19 protein-coding genes are annotated in these 20,189 nt (G+C 69.5%); 10 read left to right on the top strand and 9 right to left on the bottom strand.

The annotated features are described in order from the left end of the window. Window positions 1-191: 191 nt before the first annotated feature. The 4 genes from ABTZ59_RS35755 (at window position 192) to ABTZ59_RS35770 (ending at window position 4,444) form a co-directional block, all read left to right on the top strand. A complete protein-coding gene (locus tag ABTZ59_RS35755) occupies window positions 192-1,376 on the top strand; it encodes an IS701 family transposase (RefSeq protein ID WP_351424940.1) in 1,185 nt (394 codons plus the stop codon). A gap of 299 nt (window positions 1,377-1,675) precedes the next feature. Further along, window positions 1,676-2,371: an SDR family NAD(P)-dependent oxidoreductase gene (locus ABTZ59_RS35760; protein WP_351424945.1), complete on the top strand. Its 696-nt coding sequence runs from the start codon at window positions 1,676-1,678 to the stop codon at window positions 2,369-2,371. Continuing rightward, a complete protein-coding gene (locus ABTZ59_RS35765) occupies window positions 2,368-3,459 on the top strand; it encodes an S-adenosylmethionine:tRNA ribosyltransferase-isomerase (protein ID WP_351424952.1) in 1,092 nt (363 codons plus the stop codon). The genes ABTZ59_RS35760 and ABTZ59_RS35765 overlap by 4 nt, the downstream gene beginning before the upstream one ends. A 274-nt stretch (window positions 3,460-3,733) precedes the next feature. Continuing rightward, the gene (locus ABTZ59_RS35770) at window positions 3,734-4,444 is read left to right on the top strand and encodes a transglycosylase SLT domain-containing protein (protein WP_351424955.1); all 711 of its coding nucleotides are present in this window, start codon (window positions 3,734-3,736) and stop codon (window positions 4,442-4,444) included. A gap of 182 nt (window positions 4,445-4,626) precedes the next feature. Here the strand turns inward: ABTZ59_RS35770 and ABTZ59_RS35775 are convergent, their stop codons facing one another. Continuing rightward, window positions 4,627-7,185 carry an ABC transporter ATP-binding protein/permease gene (locus tag ABTZ59_RS35775; protein ID WP_351424963.1) on the bottom strand — a complete coding sequence of 853 codons (2,559 nt, stop codon included), beginning with the start codon at window positions 7,183-7,185 and terminating at the stop codon, window positions 4,627-4,629. 406 nt (window positions 7,186-7,591) lie between these two features. Between ABTZ59_RS35775 and serB the strand changes: the two genes are divergently transcribed. Further along, entirely contained in the window at window positions 7,592-8,812 is a 1,221-nt protein-coding gene (gene serB, locus ABTZ59_RS35780) for a phosphoserine phosphatase SerB (protein WP_351424968.1), read from the top strand. Window positions 8,813-8,952: 140 nt separating this feature from the next. On the opposite strand, the gene ABTZ59_RS35785 is transcribed toward serB, so the two are convergent. From ABTZ59_RS35785 to ABTZ59_RS35800, 4 genes are all read right to left on the bottom strand, one after another. Continuing rightward, window positions 8,953-9,471, bottom strand: coding sequence for a SixA phosphatase family protein (locus ABTZ59_RS35785; protein ID WP_351424971.1), 519 nt, complete (start codon window positions 9,469-9,471; stop codon window positions 8,953-8,955). A gap of 91 nt (window positions 9,472-9,562) precedes the next feature. Next, complete coding sequence (locus tag ABTZ59_RS35790) at window positions 9,563-9,772, bottom strand: hypothetical protein (protein WP_351424974.1); 210 nt, start codon at window positions 9,770-9,772, stop codon at window positions 9,563-9,565. Between the two features lie 144 nt (window positions 9,773-9,916). Beyond that, the gene (locus ABTZ59_RS35795) at window positions 9,917-10,033 is read right to left on the bottom strand and encodes an SGM_5486 family transporter-associated protein (RefSeq protein WP_283958703.1); all 117 of its coding nucleotides are present in this window, start codon (window positions 10,031-10,033) and stop codon (window positions 9,917-9,919) included. A 4-nt stretch (window positions 10,034-10,037) separates the two neighbouring features. Continuing rightward, window positions 10,038-11,453, bottom strand: a complete 1,416-nt coding sequence (locus tag ABTZ59_RS35800; RefSeq protein ID WP_351424978.1) for a CynX/NimT family MFS transporter — start codon at window positions 11,451-11,453, stop codon at window positions 10,038-10,040. Between the two features lie 52 nt (window positions 11,454-11,505). Between ABTZ59_RS35800 and ABTZ59_RS35805 the strand changes: the two genes are divergently transcribed. After that, window positions 11,506-12,180: a FadR/GntR family transcriptional regulator gene (locus tag ABTZ59_RS35805; RefSeq protein ID WP_351424983.1), complete on the top strand. Its 675-nt coding sequence runs from the start codon at window positions 11,506-11,508 to the stop codon at window positions 12,178-12,180. A gap of 129 nt (window positions 12,181-12,309) precedes the next feature. Here ABTZ59_RS35805 and ABTZ59_RS35810 read toward each other — a convergent pair whose 3' ends face one another. The 3 genes from ABTZ59_RS35810 to fabG form a co-directional block, all read right to left on the bottom strand. Then, window positions 12,310-12,663 carry a hypothetical protein gene (locus ABTZ59_RS35810; RefSeq protein ID WP_351424986.1) on the bottom strand — a complete coding sequence of 118 codons (354 nt, stop codon included), beginning with the start codon at window positions 12,661-12,663 and terminating at the stop codon, window positions 12,310-12,312. 194 nt (window positions 12,664-12,857) lie between these two features. Continuing rightward, window positions 12,858-13,631: an enoyl-ACP reductase FabI gene (fabI, locus tag ABTZ59_RS35815; protein WP_351424995.1), complete on the bottom strand. Its 774-nt coding sequence runs from the start codon at window positions 13,629-13,631 to the stop codon at window positions 12,858-12,860. A 4-nt stretch (window positions 13,632-13,635) separates the two neighbouring features. Then, entirely contained in the window at window positions 13,636-14,355 is a 720-nt protein-coding gene (gene fabG, locus ABTZ59_RS35820; RefSeq protein ID WP_351425000.1) for a 3-oxoacyl-[acyl-carrier-protein] reductase, read from the bottom strand. Window positions 14,356-14,549: 194 nt separating this feature from the next. Here fabG and ABTZ59_RS35825 point away from each other — a divergent pair, with 194 nt between their 5' ends. From ABTZ59_RS35825 to tyrS, 3 genes are all read left to right on the top strand, one after another. Then, the gene (locus ABTZ59_RS35825; RefSeq protein ID WP_351425006.1) at window positions 14,550-16,073 is read left to right on the top strand and encodes a TldD/PmbA family protein; all 1,524 of its coding nucleotides are present in this window, start codon (window positions 14,550-14,552) and stop codon (window positions 16,071-16,073) included. An 82-nt stretch (window positions 16,074-16,155) separates the two neighbouring features. After that, window positions 16,156-17,562, top strand: a complete 1,407-nt coding sequence (locus ABTZ59_RS35830) for a metallopeptidase TldD-related protein (protein WP_351425013.1) — start codon at window positions 16,156-16,158, stop codon at window positions 17,560-17,562. Between the two features lie 67 nt (window positions 17,563-17,629). Further along, window positions 17,630-18,901: a tyrosine--tRNA ligase gene (gene tyrS / locus ABTZ59_RS35835; protein WP_351425020.1), complete on the top strand. Its 1,272-nt coding sequence runs from the start codon at window positions 17,630-17,632 to the stop codon at window positions 18,899-18,901. A 98-nt stretch (window positions 18,902-18,999) separates the two neighbouring features. On the opposite strand, the gene ABTZ59_RS35840 is transcribed toward tyrS, so the two are convergent. Then, entirely contained in the window at window positions 19,000-19,293 is a 294-nt protein-coding gene (locus tag ABTZ59_RS35840) for a GlsB/YeaQ/YmgE family stress response membrane protein (RefSeq protein ID WP_351425023.1), read from the bottom strand. 213 nt (window positions 19,294-19,506) lie between these two features. Here ABTZ59_RS35840 and ABTZ59_RS35845 point away from each other — a divergent pair, with 213 nt between their 5' ends. After that, complete coding sequence (locus ABTZ59_RS35845) at window positions 19,507-19,869, top strand: DUF3099 domain-containing protein (RefSeq protein WP_351425026.1); 363 nt, start codon at window positions 19,507-19,509, stop codon at window positions 19,867-19,869. Window positions 19,870-20,189 lie beyond the last annotated feature (320 nt).

Genomic DNA, 20,189 nt, shown 5'->3' on the forward strand with positions numbered 1-20,189 from the left:
CATGTACTGGACGTACTTGGGCGACTCCGACAACGCGGCGAGGTGCGGTGCCAGGCGTCGCGGGCCCGCGAAGATCGACCGGACAGGACCTAGGTCCTTTCGTTGGGATCGGGCCGGATCCGGACGAAAGGACCTAGTACTGCAACGGTCCTTTCCGTGACTGATGGCCAGGTGCCGTCGTTGATGTGGTCATGGGTGGGGATGTTGCTGATGTGGGTTTGTGGGCGGGTGAACTGGGGCGGTTGCATGAACGGTTCGTGCATCGGTTCTCCAGGACGGAGCCGCGTGAGTCTGCGCTCGCGTACATGCGGGGGCTGATCGCTCCTCTGGAGCGGAAGAACGGCTGGACGCTGGCAGAGGAGGCGGGCCATGCGGCGCCGGACCGCATTCACCGGCTGCTGAACCGGATCGACTGGGACGCTGACGACGTCCTGGCTGACGTGCGTGACTATGTGGTCGAGCATCTCGGGCACCGGGATGCGGTACTGATCGTCGACGACACCGGCTTCTTGAAGAAAGGGGTCCGCTCGGCGGGGGTGCAGCGGCAGTACTCCGGCACCGCGGGGCGGACGGAGAACTGCCAGATCGGTGTCTTCCTGGCCTACGCGTCCCCGCACGGACGCACGCTGATCGACCGGCGTCTGTATCTGCCCACTTCGTGGACCGATGACCGTGAGCGGTGCCGGCGGGCCGGCATCGGCGATGACGTCGGCTTCGAGACCAAGGTGGTCATGGCCAAGGCGATGGTCCGCCGGGCCGTCGCGGACCGGATTCCGTTCGGCTGGGTGACGGCGGATGCCGCCTACGGCTTCAGCAAAGGCTGGCGACACGAGCTGGAGCAGGCCGACGTCTTCCATGTCATGGCCACCACCCGCCATGACACGGTCGTCACCCGCTGGGCGCTCGACCACCCCGTTCACGATCTGTTTGCCGGTCTGTCCCGCCAGAAGTGGAAGCGTCGCTCGTGTGGTGCCGGGTCCCACGGGCAGCGCGTCTATGACTGGGCCCGCGTCGAGGTGCGGCCCTGGCACCGCGAGGACCGTCGGCACTGGGTGATCGCCCGCCGCAGCGTCAGCCGGCCCGAGCGGATCTCCTACTACATTGCCTATTGTCCGGCTGACACCACCATGGATGAGCTGATTCGGATCGCGGGCAGCCGGTGGGCGGTTGAGGAATGCTTCCAGACCGCGAAACAGGAGTGCGGTCTGGACGACTACCAGGTCCGCCGCTGTCCCGGCTGGTACCGCCACATCACCCTGGCCATGGCAGCCCACGCCAGTCTGACCGTCCTGCGGGCCCGCGAGCAGGACATCGGGAAAGCAGAAACGGATCCTCCCAGCTCATCCGCCTCAGCCTCGCCGAGATCCGACGCCTGATTCACCGCCTCACCCGCCGACGACCACCACCCGTCGACCACGTCCTGCACTGGTCACACTGGCGCCGACAACGACAGCACCAAGCCCGCATCAGTCACTACGCACGACGCGGACACAGCCCCTGAAACTGCCCACCCATCAGCACAAACACCGTTGCAGTACTAGGTCATCCGACGGCGGGAGTAGGACGAAGTGCCCTGGTGGGACGGTCCCGGCGCATGAGGCGGCGGGGGCCGTCCCCTTCCTACGTTGGGCTCGTCAGGCGGGAACGGGCGCGTGCGGGAGAAGGAGCGGACATCATGCCGGTAGCGATCATCACAGGGGCTTCCAAGGGACTGGGGCGCGCGCTGGCCGACGCGCTGGCCCGGCGCGGCTGGGATCTGGTGCTGGACGCCAGGACCCCGCGCGTACTGGACGAGGCGGCGGCCGTGGTCTCGGCGCACGGGACCCGGGTCACGGCGATCAGCGGCGATGTCACGGACGCCGGGCACCGCGCGGCGCTGGTGGCCGCGGCGGCGGAGCTGGGGGCGCTCGATCTGGTGGTGAGCAACGCGAGCGCGCTGGGCGCGGAGCCGCTGGTACGGCTGGACGCGCTGCCGCTCGACGGGCTGCGGACGGCGCTGGAGACCAATGTGGTGGCGGCGCTGGGGCTGGTGCAGGAGGCGCTGCCGCTGCTGCGGGCGAGTGCCGTGGGCGCGGTGATCGCGGTGAGTTCCGACGCGGCGGCGGAGGCGTACGAGACCTGGGGCGGTTACGGCGCGTCCAAGGCGGCGCTGGACCATCTCGCCGCCGTGCTCGCGGTCGAGGAACCGGAGCTGCGGGTGTGGACGGTGGATCCGGGCGACATGGGGACGGATCTGTACGCCGCGGCCGTGCCGGACGACCCGGACCCGCGCCCCGAGCCGGCGTCGGTGGTGCCCGGCTTCCTGCGGCTGCTGGAGCGGCGCCCGGTGAGCGGCCGGTACGCGGCCCCCGCGCTGCTGGAGCCGAGGTGAACGTCCTGCCGGCGCTCCGGGTGCCCGAGGAGCTGTCGGCGCGGGTCCCGGCGGAGCAGCGCGGGTCGGGCAGGGACGACGTACGGCTGCTGGTCTCCCGGGGCATGAGCGTCACGCACCACGCCTTCCGGGGGCTGCCCGGGCAGCTGCGGGCCGGGGACGTGCTGGTGGTCAATACGTCCGCGACGCTGCCCGCGGCCGTCAGCGGACGGCTGGGGCCCGATCCGGGTGGCGAACCGATCGTCGTGCACTTCTCGACGCGGGGTGACGACGGCCGGTGGGCGGTCGAGCTGCGCACACCGCGGCGGGACAGCGCCGGGGGGACCACGCTGCCGCACGCCGGGGGTCCGGCGGGGGCGGTGGTCCGGCTGCCGGGCGGGGAGCACCTCGTACTGGACGAGCCACTGGCCCCCGGGGGGTCCCGGCTCTGGTGGGCGCGGGTCTCTCAGCCGGACGTACCGGGGCTGCTGAGCCGCCACGGCCGGCCGATCCGGTACGGGTACACGGACCGGGACCAGCCGCTCTCCGCGTACCAGACCGTCTTCGCGCGCCGCTCGCCCGACGGCGCCGGTTCCGCGGAGATGCCGAGCGCGGGGCGGCCCTTCACCGCGTCGCTGGTGGCGGAGCTGAGGAGCCGGGGTGTGCGGTTCGCGCCGATCACGCTGCATACGGGGGTGGCGTCGGCCGAGGCGCACGAGCCGCCGTACCCGGAGCGCTTCGAGGTGCCGCGGAGCACGGCCCTGCTGGTGAACGCGGTGGCGGCGGACGGGGGCAGGATCATCGCGGTCGGGACGACGGCCGTGCGGGCCCTGGAGTCCGCGGCGGGGCCGGACGGGGTGGTGCGGGCGGCCACTGGCTGGACGGATCTGGTGATCACGCCCCAGCGCGGGGTGCGGGTGGTGGACGGACTGCTGACCGGGCTGCACGAGCCCGAGGCCTCGCATCTGCTGATGCTGGCGGCCATCGCCGGGCGGGCGGCTCTGACCAGGGGATACGAGGAGGCCCTGCGCGGGCTCTACCTCTGGCACGAGTTCGGGGACGTCCATCTCCTCCTCCCGGCGGAGACCGTTCACAGTTCGCGTTGCTGAAGCAACACCGTGTCATGTCGCCGTGCCCTCGATGTGAGCCCGGGCATAGGACGCACATCACTTACGAACTCCGCTAGTCGACCAAGAAGAGGGGTGTGAGCTTGAGATAAGCGGGGAGCGGGGCGCCGTGGAGGCGCCCCGCTCCACTATGCGGGGTCGTACGTCACACCTTTGCCAGAGCATTTTGCGACCGCTAAGAATTGCCGACGTCGCCGCCCGAGCAGGCTGGCCGTCCGGCCTCCGCGACTCCCGCTACTCGAAGAGGTTCGTCTCTATGTTCTCGTCACGCACCCCTGGTCTCAGTCGCCTGAACAAGACCCAGAAGGCTTCCATGGTCGGCGTCGCCGCCGCCGGAGTCGCCGCGGTCACGTTCTCCCTGGTTCCCACCACGGCTGTCGCCGCCGAGTCCCAGGCCCCCGTCCAGTCCCGCGCCACCTCCACGGTGTCGACGTCGGCGACGGACAACGCCAAGACCCCCGCCGTGAGCGCGATCATCGCCAAGCAGTTCAGCAGCCCCGACACCGCGGCCAAGATTCAGTCCGTGGTCCAGAAGACGGCGTCGGAGAAGACGAAGGCCGAAGAGGCCGTCGCGAAGGCGAAGGCCGACGCGAAGAAGCGCGCCGACGAGGCCGCCAACCGCTCCACCGTCCGTAAGCCCGTCTACAAGAACAACCTGGACGGCTGGATCAGGGAGTCGCTGGACATCATGAAGAAGCACAAGATCCCCGGCTCGTACGAGGGTCTGCACCGCAACATCATCCGTGAGTCGAGCGGTAACCCGAAGGCGATCAACCTCTGGGACATCAACGCCCGGAACGGCATCCCGTCGAAGGGCCTGCTCCAGGTCATCCCGCCGACGTTCAAGGCGTACCACGTCAAGGGCACCCCGTTCGACATCTACGACCCGGTCGCCAACATCGTGGCCGCGGCCAACTACGCCGCGGACCGGTACGGCTCGATGGACAACGTCAACAGCGCCTACTGAGCCCAGCAGGGCCCGGCGCGCTGGAGGCGCACCACACGCAGAACGCCGGAGGGCGGCACCCCATGTGCGGGGTGCCGCCCTTCGGCGTGCGCGTACGGCGGTGCCCGGCCGGGTTCTGCCCGGACGGACAGGGCCTGGTCGAGACCTAGTTGGACCTGGTTGGACCTAGGCCCTGTCCGGACCTAGTTGCGCATGACCTCCGGTTCGTGGCGGCGCAGCAGACGCGCCACCGCGAAGCCGCAGACGACACCGATGAGCAGCAGGACCGAGATGTTGATGCCCCACTGGCCCGCCGAGTGTTCCCACAGCGGGTCCAGGTTGGTGGGGTTGTCCGGGTCCCAGGGCGCCATCAGCGTGGAGAGGTTGAGCGTGGTGCCGGCGCCCGCGATGGCCCAGCGCGACGGCATCAGCCAGGCGAACTGCTCCAGGCCGGGTGAGTCATAGATCTGGAAGATGACACCGGTGAAGACGATCTGGACGATCGCGAACATGACCAGCAGCGGCATCGTCTTCTCGGCGGTCTTCACCAGCGAGGAGATGACCAGGCCGAACATCATCGAAGTGAGGCCGAGGGCGATCATCACGAGACACAGTTCGACGGCCGGCGGCATGAGCAGGCCCTCCGCGGGCAGCGCGCGGGGCGCGAAGCCGATACCGCAGATGATCACGCCCTGGAATGCCGTGATCACTCCGAGTGTGATGACCTTGGACATCAGATAGGCGGATCGGGAGAGGCCGGTGGCCCGTTCCCGTTCGTAGATCACCCGTTCCTTGATCAGCTCACGGACGGAGTTGGCCGCGCCCGCGAAGCACATACCGACCGTGAGGATCAGCAGGATCGTGCCCGCGGCGCCGTTGAACCTGGCGGGCGCCTCGGCCGGGCCGAGGCCGAACTTCGCCGGGACGACGACGCTGACCACACCGAGCACGACGGGCAGGATCACCATCAGTGCCATGAAGCCCTTGTCGGACGCGATCACCGAGACATAGCGGCGGATCAGTGTCAGGAGCTGGGATCCCCAGCTCTGGGGCTTCGGCGGGCGCATCCGCTGTGCCGTCGGCATGGCCACGGACTGCGCGGCGACGGAGTCGATGTCGGCGGCGTACAGCTGGTAGTGCTGCGAGCTGCGCCAGCGGCCCGCCCAGTCGTAGTCGCGGTAGTTCTCGAAGGCCGAGAAGACATCGGCCCACGTGCTGTAGCCGAAGAAGTTGAGCGCTTCCTCGGGCGGGCCGAAGTACGCCACGGAGCCGCCCGGCGCCATCACGAGCAGTTTGTCGCAGCTCGCCAGCTCGGCCACGGAGTGGGTGACGACCAGGACCGTACGGCCGTCGTCGGCGAGGCCGCGCAGCAGCTGCATGACATCGCGGTCCATGCCCGGGTCGAGGCCGGAGGTCGGCTCGTCAAGGAAGATCAGCGACGGCTTCGTCAGCAGCTCCAGGGCCACGGACACGCGCTTGCGCTGGCCGCCGGAGAGCGAGGTGATCTTCTTGTCCTTGTGGATGTCGAGCTTCAGCTCGCCGAGGACCTCGCCGATCCTCGCCTCGCGCTCGGCCTCGGCGGTGTCGCCGGGGAAGCGGAGCTTGGCGGCGTATTTGAGCGCCTTCTTCACGGTCAGTTCCTTGTGCAGGATGTCGTCCTGCGGGACCAGACCGATGCGCTGGCGCAGCTCGGCGAATTGCTTGTAGAGATTCCGGTTGTCGTAGAGGACATCGCCCTGGTCGGCGGGGCGGTAGCCGGTGAGCGCCTTGAGCAGGGTGGACTTCCCGGAGCCCGAGGGGCCGATGACCGCGATCAGCGATTTCTCGGGGACGCCGAAGGAGACGTCCTTGAGGATCTGCTTGCCACCGTCGACCGTCACCGTGAGATGACGGGCGGAGAAGGACACATCGCCGGTGTCGACGAACTCTTCGAGCCGGTCACCGACGATACGGAAGGTCGAGTGACCGACGCCGACGATGTCGTTCGGGCCGAGCAGTACGGTGCCGGACTTGGCGATCGGCTGACCGTTGACATAGGTGCCGTTGTGGGATCCGAGATCACGGATCTCGAAGCGGCCGTCGGGCGCCGCCGTGAACTCGGCGTGCAGACGCGAGACCTGGAGGTCGGAGACGACCAACTCGTTTTCCAGGGCGCGGCCGATGCGCATGACCCGGCCGAGCGAGAACTGGTGGAAGGTGGTCGGGCTGCGGTCGCCGTGGGCCGACGGGGCCCCCGCGCCCCGCTGGTGCGGTACCTGACCGTGCTGCCCCGGAGGTATGTACCCCTGCTCCCGCACATGTGCCTGCTGCGGTGCCTGGTGCTGCGGCTGTCCTTGGTGCTGCGGCTGCGCCTGGTGCTGCGGCTGTCCTTGGTGCTGGGGCGGTGCCTGGTGCTGGGGCTGTCCCTGGTACGGGGCCTGCTGCCAGCCCTGATCCCGCGGCGCCTGCTGAGCCGGGACCTGCTGAGCCGCCGCGCCGGTGAGGCTCAGCCGGGGCCCGTCGGTGGCGTTGCCGAGATGGACGGCGGAGCCGGGACCGATCTCCGACTGCTGAACGCGCCGGCCCTGTACATACGTACCGTTGGTACTGCCGTGGTCCTCGATGACCCAACCACGGTTCCCCCAGCTGATGGTGGCATGCCGCCACGAGACCCTGGCGTCGTCGATCGCCAGGTCGCCCTGGGGATCACGTCCCAGGGTGTATGTCCTGGACGGATCGAGCGTCCAGGTCCTTCCGTTCAATTCCAGTACGAGTTCCGGCACTCCATGCCCCACTTGTTGTCCCCCGAATTCCCCCGCGCAGGGAGTCTAGGGATGGCGAACATCGGGGGGAACTATTTCAGGGACGCAGCCAGGTTTGAAAGCCGGGACAGGTGCGGTATCGGCACAAGCTCGTAACGGCGTGTACGGGGCGGCGCGGAAGGGACCCTCGGCGGGGACGAAGCCGACGGGGATCACCGATCGCGGTCTCGGTGACAACAGGGGCCCGTGAGCCGGCGGCGCCGTTCGACGGCACTCGGTCTTCAGCCGGTGTAGGCCGCCAGGACACCCGCCGTAAGCCGACTTCACGCCACCGTCACGGACCTGCGGGCGGACCCGTTCCGGGGGCTGTCCGGTACGCGGGACAGACAGCGCGCACCGGCGATCCGCCCGATACGGTGGAAGCACCATGAGCGCATCGCAGCCCCCTCGGACCGCAGACGTCCCCACCCTCCTCGTCAAGATCTTCGGGAAGGACCGCCCCGGGATCACCGCCGGGCTCTTCGACACCCTCGCCGCCTACTCCGTCGATGTGATCGACATCGAGCAGGTCGTCACCCGTGGCCGAATCGTCCTGTGCGCGCTGATCACCGCGCCGACCGCGGGCGGCACCAGCGAGGGCGAGCTGCGCGCGACCGTGCACAGCTGGACGGAATCGCTCAAGCTCCAGGCCGAGATCATCTCGGGCACCGGTGACAACCGGCCGCGCGGCAGCGGCCGTTCCCATGTCACGGTGCTCGGCAATCCGCTGACCGCCGAGTCGACGGCGGTCATAGCGGCCACCATCACCGGGACCGGTGGCAATATCGACCGGATCTTCCGGCTGGCGAAATACCCGGTCACCGCCGTGGAGTTCGCGGTCTCCGGCGTGGAGACCGAACCGCTGCGCACCGCGCTGGCCACCACCGGATCCGAGATCGGCGTCGATGTCGCCGTCGTCTCGGCCGGACTGCACCGCCGGGCCCAGCGGCTGGTGGTGATGGATGTCGACTCGACCCTGATCCAGGACGAGGTCATCGAGCTCTTCGCGGCCCACGCCGGCTGCGAGGCGGAGGTCGCCGAGGTCACCTCCCGGGCGATGCTCGGGGAGCTCGACTTCGAACAGTCCCTGCACGCCCGGGTCGCACTGCTGGCCGGGCTGGACGCGTCGGTGGTGGAGAAGGTACGGGCCGAGGTCCGGCTCACCCCCGGCGCCCGCACCCTGATCCGTACGCTCAAGCGGCTCGGTTACCAAGTCGGTGTCGTCTCCGGTGGATTCACCCAGGTCACCGACGCGCTCCAGCAGCAGCTCGGGCTGGATTTCGCCGCCGCCAACACGCTGGAGATCGTGGACGGCAAGCTCACCGGACGTGTGGTGGGCGAGATCGTGGACCGTGCGGGCAAGGCGCGGCTGCTGCGCCGGTTCGCGGCCGAGGCGGGGGTGCCGCTGGCGCAGACCGTCGCGATCGGCGACGGCGCGAACGATCTCGACATGCTGAACGCGGCGGGGCTCGGCGTGGCCTTCAACGCCAAGCCCGTCGTCCGCAAGGCCGCCCACACGGCGGTGAATGTGCCGTTCCTGGACACCGTGCTCTATCTGCTGGGCATCACCCGGGAAGAGGTCGAGGCGGCGGACGGCGAGGACGGCTGACCGTACGCGGGAAGGCCCCGGCACACAGTGCGTGTGCCGGGGCCTTCGCCATGAACGTGCGCGGACAGATGGACGGATGTACGGGGCGCCCGGTCCTGTGTACGGGGCGCCCGGTCCTGCCGGACCGGCCGCCGGCCGGGTCAGTCGTGCGGGCTCCAGAAATCGACGAGCTTGCCCACGCCGTGCTCCACCGACTTCCAGTCGCCGCTGAAGACGATCACGGCGAAGGACGCGGTCGGGAATCCGCTCCTGTTCATCCGGGCGAGGGTGTTGCCCTCCCCCTCGTTCGAGAGCGCGTCGGCCAGTGCGTGCGTACCCGGGTTGTGACCGACGAGTAGCAGATCGTTCACCTCGTCGGGCGTCTCGTTCAGCAGCGCGATGAGTTCACCGAGGCTGGCATCGTAGACGCGCTCCTCGTACACGGTCCTGGGACGCTGCGGCAGCTCCTGCACCGCCAGCTTCCAGGTCTCGCGGGTCCTGAGCGAGGTCGAGCAGAGAGCCAGGTCGACGGAGATACCGGTTTCGGCCAGCCGTCGGCCGGCCACGGAGGCATCCGCGCGGCCGCGATCGGCGAGCGGCCGTTCGTGATCGGACACGTCCGGCCAGTCGGCCTTCGCGTGCCGGAGTAGGACGATCCTGCGGGCAGTTTCGACGCTCATGCATTCCAGCTTCGCATGAAACGCGCCATCGGGCGCAGGGTGTTGACGCACGGCCCCAGCACGGGTGAACGCTCCCGGTGACGGTCCCGCACTACCGGCCCAAGGTCAGATGAATGTGCTCCAGGATCCGGCCCACCGTGGCGTCGTCGGTCGCCGCGTGCGCCTGGCCCGGATCCGCCACCAGCAGGAACAGTACGACGAAGGCGACGGCGGGCAGCGCCATGGACCACCACGGCAGCCGGATCTCGACGCGGTCGGAGGAGGCGGGCGGATGGGACCGGGAGCGGGTTCGGGCCGGCATGGCCGCCTCCGTAGGTCTGCGGTTGTCGAGGTACCTCAAACCTACGGATCATGGCTCCCGGATCCCATCCGGTGACCCACCCACTCGACCCTGACCCTGACCCCCTAGGGGACGGTGGTGCTAGCCCCACCCCGTCCCAAAGGATCAGGGACTGGCGATGGTGGCGATGATGCTGATGATCACCATGATGCCGATGATCGTGCCGAACACGAGGAGCAGCTTCCGCTGGCCGTTCTGGGGATTCGGGTCAAGTACTGGCATACGGTCAGTCTCGCATCCGGGCCTCGTCCTCTATCGTCCGGTCCCTGCCCGCCATGACGCCCGCCACCATCTGGGGCAGCAGGAACATCGCCATCAGTGCGATCGGCAGCCCCGGACCACCGGTGTGCTGGTACAGCACACCGACCAGCAGCGGGCCCGGGATCGAGATCAGATAGCCGGTGCTCTGGGCGAAGGCGGAGAGGCGTACGACGCCCGCGCCGGTCCTGGAGCGCATGCCGATCATGGTGAGGGCCAGCGGGAAGGAGCAGCCCGAGATCCCCAGCAGCACGGCCCAGACCCAGGCGCCCTCGGCCGGGGCGACGTACAGGCCCGCGTAGGCGCCCAGTCCGCAGAGGCCCAGGGCGATGACGATCGGGCCCTGGTTCTTCATGCGCGCGGCCACCCGGGGGATCACGAAGGCCAGCGGCACCCCCATCACCATGATCACGGCGAGCAGCAGCCCGGCCGTGCCCGCCGAGATCCCCGCGTCGCGGAAGATCTGCGGCATCCAGCCCATGATGATGTACGCGCCGGTGGCCTGGAGGCCGAAGAAACAGGCGAGCCCCCAGGCGGTACGGCTGCGCACGAGCCTCAGCTCCGAAAACTCCGAAGCCGAAGCCGAGACCGAAGCCGAAGCCGAGACCGAGGCCGGGACCGAAGCCGACGCCGGGGCCGACGCCGGGGCCGGGAGATCGGGCGAGGGAGACCGTGAGGCCGACGCCGCGCCGCCTCGATCGCGTACGAGACCCAGCCAGGGCACTACCGCGAGTGCGGCGAGCACGGCCCACACCCCGAGCCCCGTACGCCAACTGCCCCCCAGAGCCTCGGTCATCGGGACGGTCACGGCGGCCGCGACGGCCGTGCCGAGCGCCAGGGCCATCGAGTACAGCCCGGTCATCGTGCCGACGCGAGCGGGGAAGTACCGCTTGACGATCACCGGCATCAGCACATTGCCGACGGCGATACCCATGAGCGCGAGCGCGCTCGCGGCGAGGAAGCCGGCCGTGCCGCCGGCGAAGGGACGGATCAGCAGCCCCGCGGCGATCGCCGCCATGCCCGCGCAGACGACCGCGCCCGGGCCGAAGCGCCGGGCCAGCCGGGGGGCCGCGAAGCCGAAGAGCGCGAAACAGAACGGCGGTACGGAGGTGAGGACACCCGCGACGCTCCCGCTCATGTGCAGCCCGTCCCGTACCTCTTCGAGGAGCGCGCCGAGGCTGGTGATGGCGGGGCGGAGATTGACGGCGGCGAGGACGAGTCCGACGACGAGAAGCCGGGTGAGCCAGACTCCGGCCACCGGCCCCGGGGAGTCGGTGGACGCGGACGGCGTTCGGCCGCGGGTTTTCGTAGGCGCCCGTGACCCGGGGGTCGCCGGCGAGGGCAGCTGTATCCGCTGTATCTGTGTGTGCGGCTCATCGGGCATGGGGCCATCATAGAATCATGGGATGATTGGTTGTCCACAGACGAGGAGCACCATGCCGCTGAACTCTCCCCGCCGCTCCGCGCTCTCCGACCAGGTGATCAGCGAGCTGCGGAATCAGATCACCTCGGGCGAATGGCCGGTGGGCTCACGTATCCCCACCGAACCGGAGCTGGTCGAGCTGCTCGGCGTGGCCCGTAACACCGTCCGTGAGGCGGTGCGCGCGCTCGCCCACAACGGACTGCTGGACATCCGGCAAGGCTCGGGGACGTATGTCATCGCGACCAGCGAGCTGGCGGGGGTGATGCACCGCAGGTTCGCGTCCGCCGATCCGAGGCATGTCGTGGAGCTGCGTTCCACGCTGGAGTCGTCGGCCGCGCGGATGGCGGCGGAACGCCGTACGGAGCGGGATCTGCGGCAACTGGACGCGCTGCTCGCCCGGCGCGAGGAGGCATGGAACTCGGGCGACGCGGAGGTGTTCGTCGGGGCCGACGCGAGTCTGCACATGGCGGTCGTCGCCGCCTCGCACAACGATGTGCTGACCGCCGTCTACGCGGATCTGGGCCATCTGTTGCGCGACCAGCTCCGCGACTACGTGGGGCGGGAGCTGCGGCCGGAGAAGCATATGGACCACGCGCGGCTGGTGGCGGCGATCCGGGCGGGCGACGCGGAGACGGCGGGGGCCGAAGCCGCAGGCTATGGCCTCGACTGCCGGGGGGAACGAGTCTGAGCCTCGCCCGGTACGGGAAGCCTGTGCGGGAGGCCTGTGCGGAAAGCCCGTCGGTGGAAAACCTGACAGCGGGGAAGCCCGTGAGCAGTGGAGCCCGTCAGCAGAGAAGCCTGTCGGCGGGGAAGCCCGTCAGGGCCGCTCATGGGTGACCCACACCTCGCGTATCTCCTTCCAGCACCGGTTGGTCAGCTCGGCGTACCCGGCCGGTTCGAGATCCACGGGCGCGCTGTCGGCGTCGATGTCCCACCAGCGCGCGCACTCCACATGCAGCCGTATCCGGTCGGTCTCCGGATACGGGTTGTGACAGAACACGGTGGCGCGCGAGCCCTCCACCGTCGTACGGCAGGAGGCGTGGAAGCGGTCGGATTCGCCGGGGTTCGCGGCGGCTCCGGCGCCCGGGGCGCCGGTCAGGGTGACCGCGAGTCCCGTCGTGAGCAGGGCGGCCGTCGTGAGCGCTGTCGTACGGCGACGCAGCGGGCGCATGCGCACACACCTCCTGGCCCACGATGACCGGACGATCCCGGTTCGCTCAGTGTGCGGTGCGTCGCCGCTCTTTTCGACTCGGGCGGACAAATCAGGCGGACACGGCCGGCACGTCCTGGCGTGAAACGTACGGAAGCCGCGCGCCGTCTCCTGGACGGTCGCGCGGCTTCCGGGGTCCGCGTACGGTACGGGCGTCAGGCGCCCATCATGTGCACGCCACCGTCGACATGGACGATCTCGCCCGTGGTCTTCGGGAAGAAGTCCGACAGGAGACCGACGACACCGCGGCCGGCCGGCTCCGGGTCCGAGAGGTCCCAGTGGATCGCGGCACGCTCGTTCCAGACGTCCGCGAAGGTCTCGAAGCCCGGAATCGACTTGGCCGCCATCGACTTGAGCGGACCGGCCGAGATCAGATTGCAGCGGATGTTCCGCGCACCCAGGTCACGCGCGAGGTAGCGGTTGGTGGACTCCAGGGCCGCCTTGGCGACGCCCATCCAGTCGTACTTGGGCCAGGCGAACTGCGCGTCGAAGGTGAGGCCGACGACCGAACCGCCGCGCGCCATCAGGGGCAGGCAGGCCATGGTGAGCGACTTCAGGGAGTACGCCGAGACGTGCACCGCCGTGGAGACGTCCTCCCACGTGCCCTCAAGGAAGTTGAAGGCGCCCTGCGGCCCGAAGGCGATCGAGTGCACGATGCCGTCGAGTCCGGCCCCGCCTTCGCCCTGGTGCTCACGGATCCGGTCGGCCAGCCCGTCCAGGTGCTCCTGGTTGGTGACGTCCAGCTCGATGACCGGGGCGGGCTTGGGCAGCCGCTTCGCGATGCGCTCGACGAGCGTGAGCCGGCCGAAGCCGGTGAGGATGACCTCCGCGCCCTCCTCCTGCGCCACCTTGGCGGCGTGGAAGGCGATGGACGACTCGGTGAGAACACCCGTGACGAGAATGGTCTTGCCGGCGAGGATTCCACTCATGTGATCAGTGACCCATGCCCAATCCGCCGTCAACGGGAATGACGGCTCCAGTGATGTACGAGGCGTCGTCGGAGGCGAGGAACCGCACCGTCGCGGCGATCTCCTCCGGCTGCGCATAGCGGCCGAGCGGTACCTGCGAGACGATGCCCGCGCGCTGCTCGTCCGTGAGCACCTTCGTCATATCGGTGTCGACGAAGCCGGGCGCGACGACATTGAAGGTGATGTTCCGCGAGCCCAGTTCGCGGGCGAGGGAGCGGGCGAAACCCACCAGCCCGGCCTTGGAGGCCGCGTAGTTGGCCTGCCCCGCCGAGCCGAGCAGCCCGACCACCGAGGAGATCAGTACGACCCGGCCCTTCTTGGCGCGCAGCATGGCGCGGTTGGCGCGCTTGACGACCCGGAAGGTGCCGGTGAGGTTGGTGTCGAGCACGGAGGCGAAGTCCTCCTCGGACATCCGCATCAGCAACTGGTCCTTGGTGATACCGGCGTTGGCCACCAGCACCTCCACGGGACCGTGCTTCTCCTCGATCTCCTTGTAGGCCTGCTCCACCTGCTCACTGTCGGTGATGTCGCAGCGGACCGCCAGGCAGCCCAGCTCCGTCAGGGCCCGCGGCGGCTCCCCGGACCGGTATGTGATGGCGACCTTGTCACCGTTTTCGGCGAAGGCGAGGGCGATGGCGAGGCCGATGCCCCGGTTTCCTCCGGTAACGAGAACCGAGCGGCTCAACGGATGGGCCTTTCCCTAGCGGTCTTCGAGGTGTCTGGCACATCGAAAACCTATCGGTACCGTGCCCGTCGCGGAGAAGCGACCCCTGACAGCGCCTCGATGAGGACCCTGTTGGATCCCTACAGAAAGTGGTGGGCAACGGGCCGCCGACACGACATGATCAGGTCGACCAGTCTCGACGACAGGAGACATCAGTGCCTCATTCCATCGACGAAGCCTTCACGGCACTGCCGCTACGGGCGCTCGCCGACGCCGCGCTCGCCAGGGCGCGGGCGCTCGGCGCCGACCATGCCGACTTCCGCTTCGAGCGGGTGCGCGGCGCGGCCCTGCGGCTGCGGGACGGCAAGCCCGCCGGCTCGTCGGACACCACGGATCTCGGCTACGCGGTCCGGGTGGTGCACGGGGGCGCCTGGGGTTTCGCGTCCGGGGTCGATCTCTCCATGGACGCGGCGGCGCGGGTCGCGGGACAGGCCGTGGCGATGGCCAAGCTGTCCGCGAAGGTGATCTCCGCCGCCGGTTCCGACGAGCGCGTCGAGCTGGCCGAGGAGCCGGTGCACGCCGAGAAGACCTGGGTGTCGGCGTATGAGATCGACCCGTTCGAGGTACCCGACGAGGAGAAGAGCGGGCTCCTGGCGGAGTGGAGCGGACGGCTGCTGCGGGCCGAGGGCGTGGCGCATGTGGACGCCTCGCTGCTCGCCGTCCACGAGAACAAGTTCTACGCGGACACGGCGGGTACGGTCACCACCCAGCAGCGGGTCAGGCTCCATCCACAGCTCACCGCCGTGGCGGTCGACAGTGAGAGCGGCGAGTTCGACTCGATGCGCACGATCGCCCCGCCGGTCGGCCGGGGCTGGGAATATCTCACCGGGACCGGCTGGGACTGGGACGCCGAGCTGGAGCGCGTCCCCGGGCTGCTCGCCGAGAAGATGCGCGCGCCGAGTGTCGACGCGGGCACGTACGACCTGGTCGTCGATCCGTCCAATCTGTGGCTGACGATTCACGAGTCGATCGGCCACGCCACCGAGCTGGACCGCGCCCTGGGGTACGAGGCGGCGTACGCGGGGACCTCGTTCGCCACGTTCGACCAGCTCGGGACGTTGGCGTACGGCTCCTCGGTGATGAACGTGACGGGCGACAGGACCGCCGAGCACGGTCTCGCCACCATCGGCTACGACGACGAGGGCGTCGAGGCGCAGTCGTGGGACCTGGTCAAGGACGGCACGCTCGTCGGCTACCAGCTGGACCGCAGGATCGCGAAGCTCACCGGTCTCGGCCGCTCCAACGGCTGCGCGTACGCGGACTCGCCGGGCCATGTGCCCGTACAGCGCATGGCGAATGTGTCGCTGCGGCCGGATCCGGGCGGGCTGAGCACGGAGGATCTGATCGGCGGGGTGGAGCGCGGGATCTATGTGGTCGGCGACCGGTCGTGGTCGATCGACATGCAGCGCTACAACTTCCAGTTCACCGGGCAGCGGTTCTTCCGTATCGAGAACGGCAAGCTGGCCGGCCAGCTGCGGGATGTCGCGTACCAGGCGACGACCACGGACTTCTGGGGCTCGATGGAGGCGGTCGGCGGACCGCAGACGTATGTGCTGGGCGGCGCGTTCAACTGCGGCAAGGCCCAGCCGGGGCAGGTGGCCGCGGTCTCCCACGGCTGCCCCTCCGCCCTCTTCCGCGGCGTCAACATCCTCAACACCACGCAGGAGGCCGGACGATGAGCGGGGCCGCCACCACCGGCCGGGGGTCCGGGGGTTGCCCCCCGGAACAGCACAGTCTCAACACCACGCAGGAGGCGGGCCGATGAACGAGACGACCAGCAGCCGTATCAGCAAGCCGCACGAGATCGTCGAGCGCGCCCTCGAACTGTCCACCGCCGACGGCTGCGTGGTCATCGCCGACGAGCAGTCCTCCGCCAATCTGCGCTGGGCGGGCAACGCGCTGACGACCAACGGCGTCACCCGGGGCAGGACGCTGACCGTCATCGCGACCGTCGACGGCTCGCAGGGCACCGCGTCCGGTGTCGTGTCGCGCTCCGCCGTCACCGCCGGTGATCTGGAGCCGCTCGTACGGGCCGCCGAGGCCGCCGCGCGCGCGGCCGGGCCCGCCGAGGACGCCCGGCCGCTGGTCGACGCGGGGCAGGCGTCGGGGGACTTCACCGACGCGCCCGCCGAGACCACCTCCGCCGTCTTCGCGGACTTCGCGCCCGCGCTCGGTGAGTCGTTCGCCCGGGCCCGGGCCGGCGGCCGGGAGCTGTACGGGTTCGCCAACCATGAGCTGACCTCGACCTATCTCGGTACGTCCACGGGCGTACGGCTGCGCCACGACCAGCCGAGCGGCACGCTTGAGCTCAACGCCAAATCGCCCGACCGCACCCGCTCGGCCTGGGCGGGCCGGTCCACCCGGGACTTCAAGGATGTGGACCCGGCCGCCCTCGACAGCGAGCTGGCGCGCCGGCTGGCCTGGGCGGAGCGGAAGACCGAGCTGCCCGCGGGCCGGTACGAGACGCTGCTGCCGCCGACCGCCGTGGCCGATCTGCTGATCTACCAGCTGTGGTCCTCGACCGCCCGTGACGCGGCGGAGGGCCGTACGGTCTTCTCCCGCCCCGGCGGCGGCACCCGCGTCGGCGAGAAGCTCTCCGAGCTGCCGCTGACCCTGCGCAGCGACCCGCACGAGCCCGGTCTGGAGTCCGCGCCGTTCGTGATCGCGCACTCTTCCGGAGATGACGCCTCCGTCTTCGACAACGGTCTGCCGCTGACGGCGACGGACTGGGTACGGGACGGCGAGCTGGCGCGCCTGATCACCACCCGGCACAGCGCGGCGCTGACCGGGCTGCCGGTCGCGCCCGGTATCGGCAATCTGATCCTGGACGGCGGGGGCGAGCGCTCGCTGGAGGAGATGGTCGGCGGCACCGAGCGCGGGCTGCTGCTGACCTGCCTCTGGTACATCCGCGAGGTCGATCCGGCGACGCTACTGCTCACCGGGCTGACCAGGGACGGTGTCTATCTCGTCGAGAACGGCGAGGTCACCGGCGAGGTGAACAACTTCCGGTTCAACGAGTCGCCGGTCGATCTGCTGTCGCGGGCCTCGGAGGCCGGGCGTACGGAGAAGGCGCTGCCGCGCGAGTGGGGCGACTGGTTCACCCGGGCCGCGATGCCCGCCCTGCGTATCCCCGATTTCAATATGAGCTCGGTCAGCCGGGGAGTATGACCCCCATACACTTGGCCGGTAGTACATCCCAGTGAACTGTTTGAACCGTTCGAGGAGAGAAACGACCGTGACGGACATCGTCGACGAGCTGAAGTGGCGCGGGCTGTTCGCCCAGTCCACTGACGAGGACGCTTTGCGTAAGGCGCTCGCGGACGGTCCCGTCACGTTCTATTGCGGTTTCGATCCCACGGCGCCCAGCCTGCATGTCGGACATCTCGTGCAGGTGCTGACCGTACGCAGGCTCCAGCGGGCCGGGCACCGGCCGCTGGCGCTGGTGGGCGGGGCCACCGGTCAGATCGGCGATCCCCGGCCGACCGCCGAGCGGACGCTGAACGACCCGGAGACGGTCGCCGGCTGGGTGCGGCGGCTGCGGTCCCAGATCGAGCCGTTCCTGGACTTCGAGGGTCCGAACGCCGCGACCATGGTCAACAACCTGGACTGGACCGCGTCGCTGTCCGCGATCGAGTTCCTGCGGGACATCGGCAAGCACTTCCGGGTGAACAAGATGCTCACGAAGGACTCCATCGCCAGGCGGCTGGAGTCCGACGAGGGCATCAGCTACACGGAGTTCAGCTACCAGCTGCTCCAGAGCATGGACTTCCTGGAGCTGTACCGCCGCTACGGCTGTGTCCTCCAGCAGGGCGGCAGCGACCAGTGGGGCAATCTCACCGCGGGTCTCGATCTGATCCACCGCTTGGAGCCGGGCGCCACCGTACACGCGCTGGCGACGCCGCTGATGACGAAGGCGGACGGGACCAAGTTCGGCAAGACCGAGGGCGGGGCCGTCTGGCTCGACCCGGAGATGACCACGCCGTACGCCTTCTACCAGTTCTGGCTGAACGTGGACGACCGTGACATCTCCGCGTACAGCCGCATCCTCAGCTTCAAGAACCAGGCGGAGCTGACGGAGCTGGAGCTGGCGACCGCGGAGCGTCCGCAGGCCCGCGCGGCCCAGCGGGCGCTGGCGGAGGAGCTGACGACGCTCGTCCACGGCGCCGAGCAGTGCGCGGCGGTCGTCGCGGCGTCCCGGGCGCTGTTCGGCCAGGGTGAGCTGGCGGGGCTCGACGAGGCAACGCTGAGCGCGGCGCTCTCCGAGCTGCCCCGCGCCGAGGTCACCGAGCCGGCGTCGGTGGTCGATCTGTTCGCCGAGACGGGTCTGGCGCCGAGCAAGTCGGCGGCCCGCCGTACGGTGAAGGAGGGCGGGGCCTACGTGAACAACGTCAAGGTCTCCGACGGCGACGCCGTACCGGACCGTACGGAGTTGCTGCACGGCCGCTGGCTGGTGCTGCGCAGGGGCAAGAGGAATCTGGCCGCGGTGGAGGTCACCACCTCCGGCTGACGCCCGGGACTCGGCTGCGGCCGGGAACGCGTGCGCGTTCCCGGCCGTAACCGTCCCGCCCTGTCCTGTCCGGACCGGTGTCCGGATGGGTGTCCGGTTCAGGCTCTCTGGCGACTGCCCCGCTTGTCCTTGCTGCCGCGGACCACATGCCAGAGTCTCTCGGCGAGGAAGACGACGACGATGGCCCCGATCAGCTGGAGCAGATGGCGGATCCAGTCCACTCCCCTGGTCTCCGCGACGCCGATCCAGCCCGCGACCGCGTTGCCGAGGAAGCTGCCCAGAATGCCGCACACGATCGTCAGCCACAGGGGGATGTGCTGCTTGCCCGGGATGATGGCCCGCGCGATCAGGCCGAGCACCAGACCCACGATGATGACCCACAACCAGCTCATGGTCGCCTCCTCACGCGGCGCTATCTGCGCGTGATCGCCAGTGTGCGGCGATCCGCCATATGGCGCATGCCGGACACGGCCGTACGTGGCGGGATGGGCGATATCGGCGAGGATGGGAGAGCCCCCGCTCTCGTGGGCGCCGGGGTCCCGGCGTACCGTTGACCGGGTCCGGTCCGGGGAGCGTCCGGCAGGGAATCGGGTGGTGGCAACGTGGTGCGCAAGCGGGGCGGCACGGAGGTTTTCCGGATCACGGAGGCCCGGCGGGGGCTCGCCGAGGATGTGCGCGGCCGGCAGCGCCGTTATGTGATCTCGATGGTCGTGCGGACGCTCGCGGTGATCGCGACCGTGGCTCTGTGGAACGTGCAGCGGCCGGTCGCGATCGTGGCGCTCGCCCTGGGGATGCTGCTGCCGTATGTGGCCGTGGTGATCGCCAACGGGGGCCGGGAGAACGTCACTTCACTGCCCTCGACCCATCTTGACCCGCCGGCCCGTACAATGATCGCGGCCCCTGTGGAACCTGTCGTGGCGGACACCGGCGCCACGGCTGCCGAGGGGGAGCGGCCAAGCGGTACATAACACTCCGCGAAGCTCAAGAAAAGCTCAGATCAATCGTGAAGTTCCGGTGCACGGCACCCCGTTGCCCGTGACATACTTGGAGTGCGCTCCGCATCCCCCGTCGGAGCGACGGACCGACGCCGGGCAGCTCCCCCCGTGGCTGCCCGGCGTCGCCATTTCCGGTGACGGAACGTGTCCCGGGCGGCACAGCGCCCGCATGGGGCGCGGCGGGCCCGCGAAGATCGACCGGACAGGACCTAGATGAGTAAGTCCGAAGTTTTCGGGTGCATGAAGCGAGGGTCTCGTTAGTCCGTTTGTGACGACAGACCTCGAAACCCTCG

The sequence above is a fragment of the Streptomyces sp. NPDC094034 genome, from assembly GCF_040303865.1.
In the GTDB taxonomy this organism is placed as follows: Bacteria; Actinomycetota; Actinomycetes; order Streptomycetales; family Streptomycetaceae; genus Streptomyces.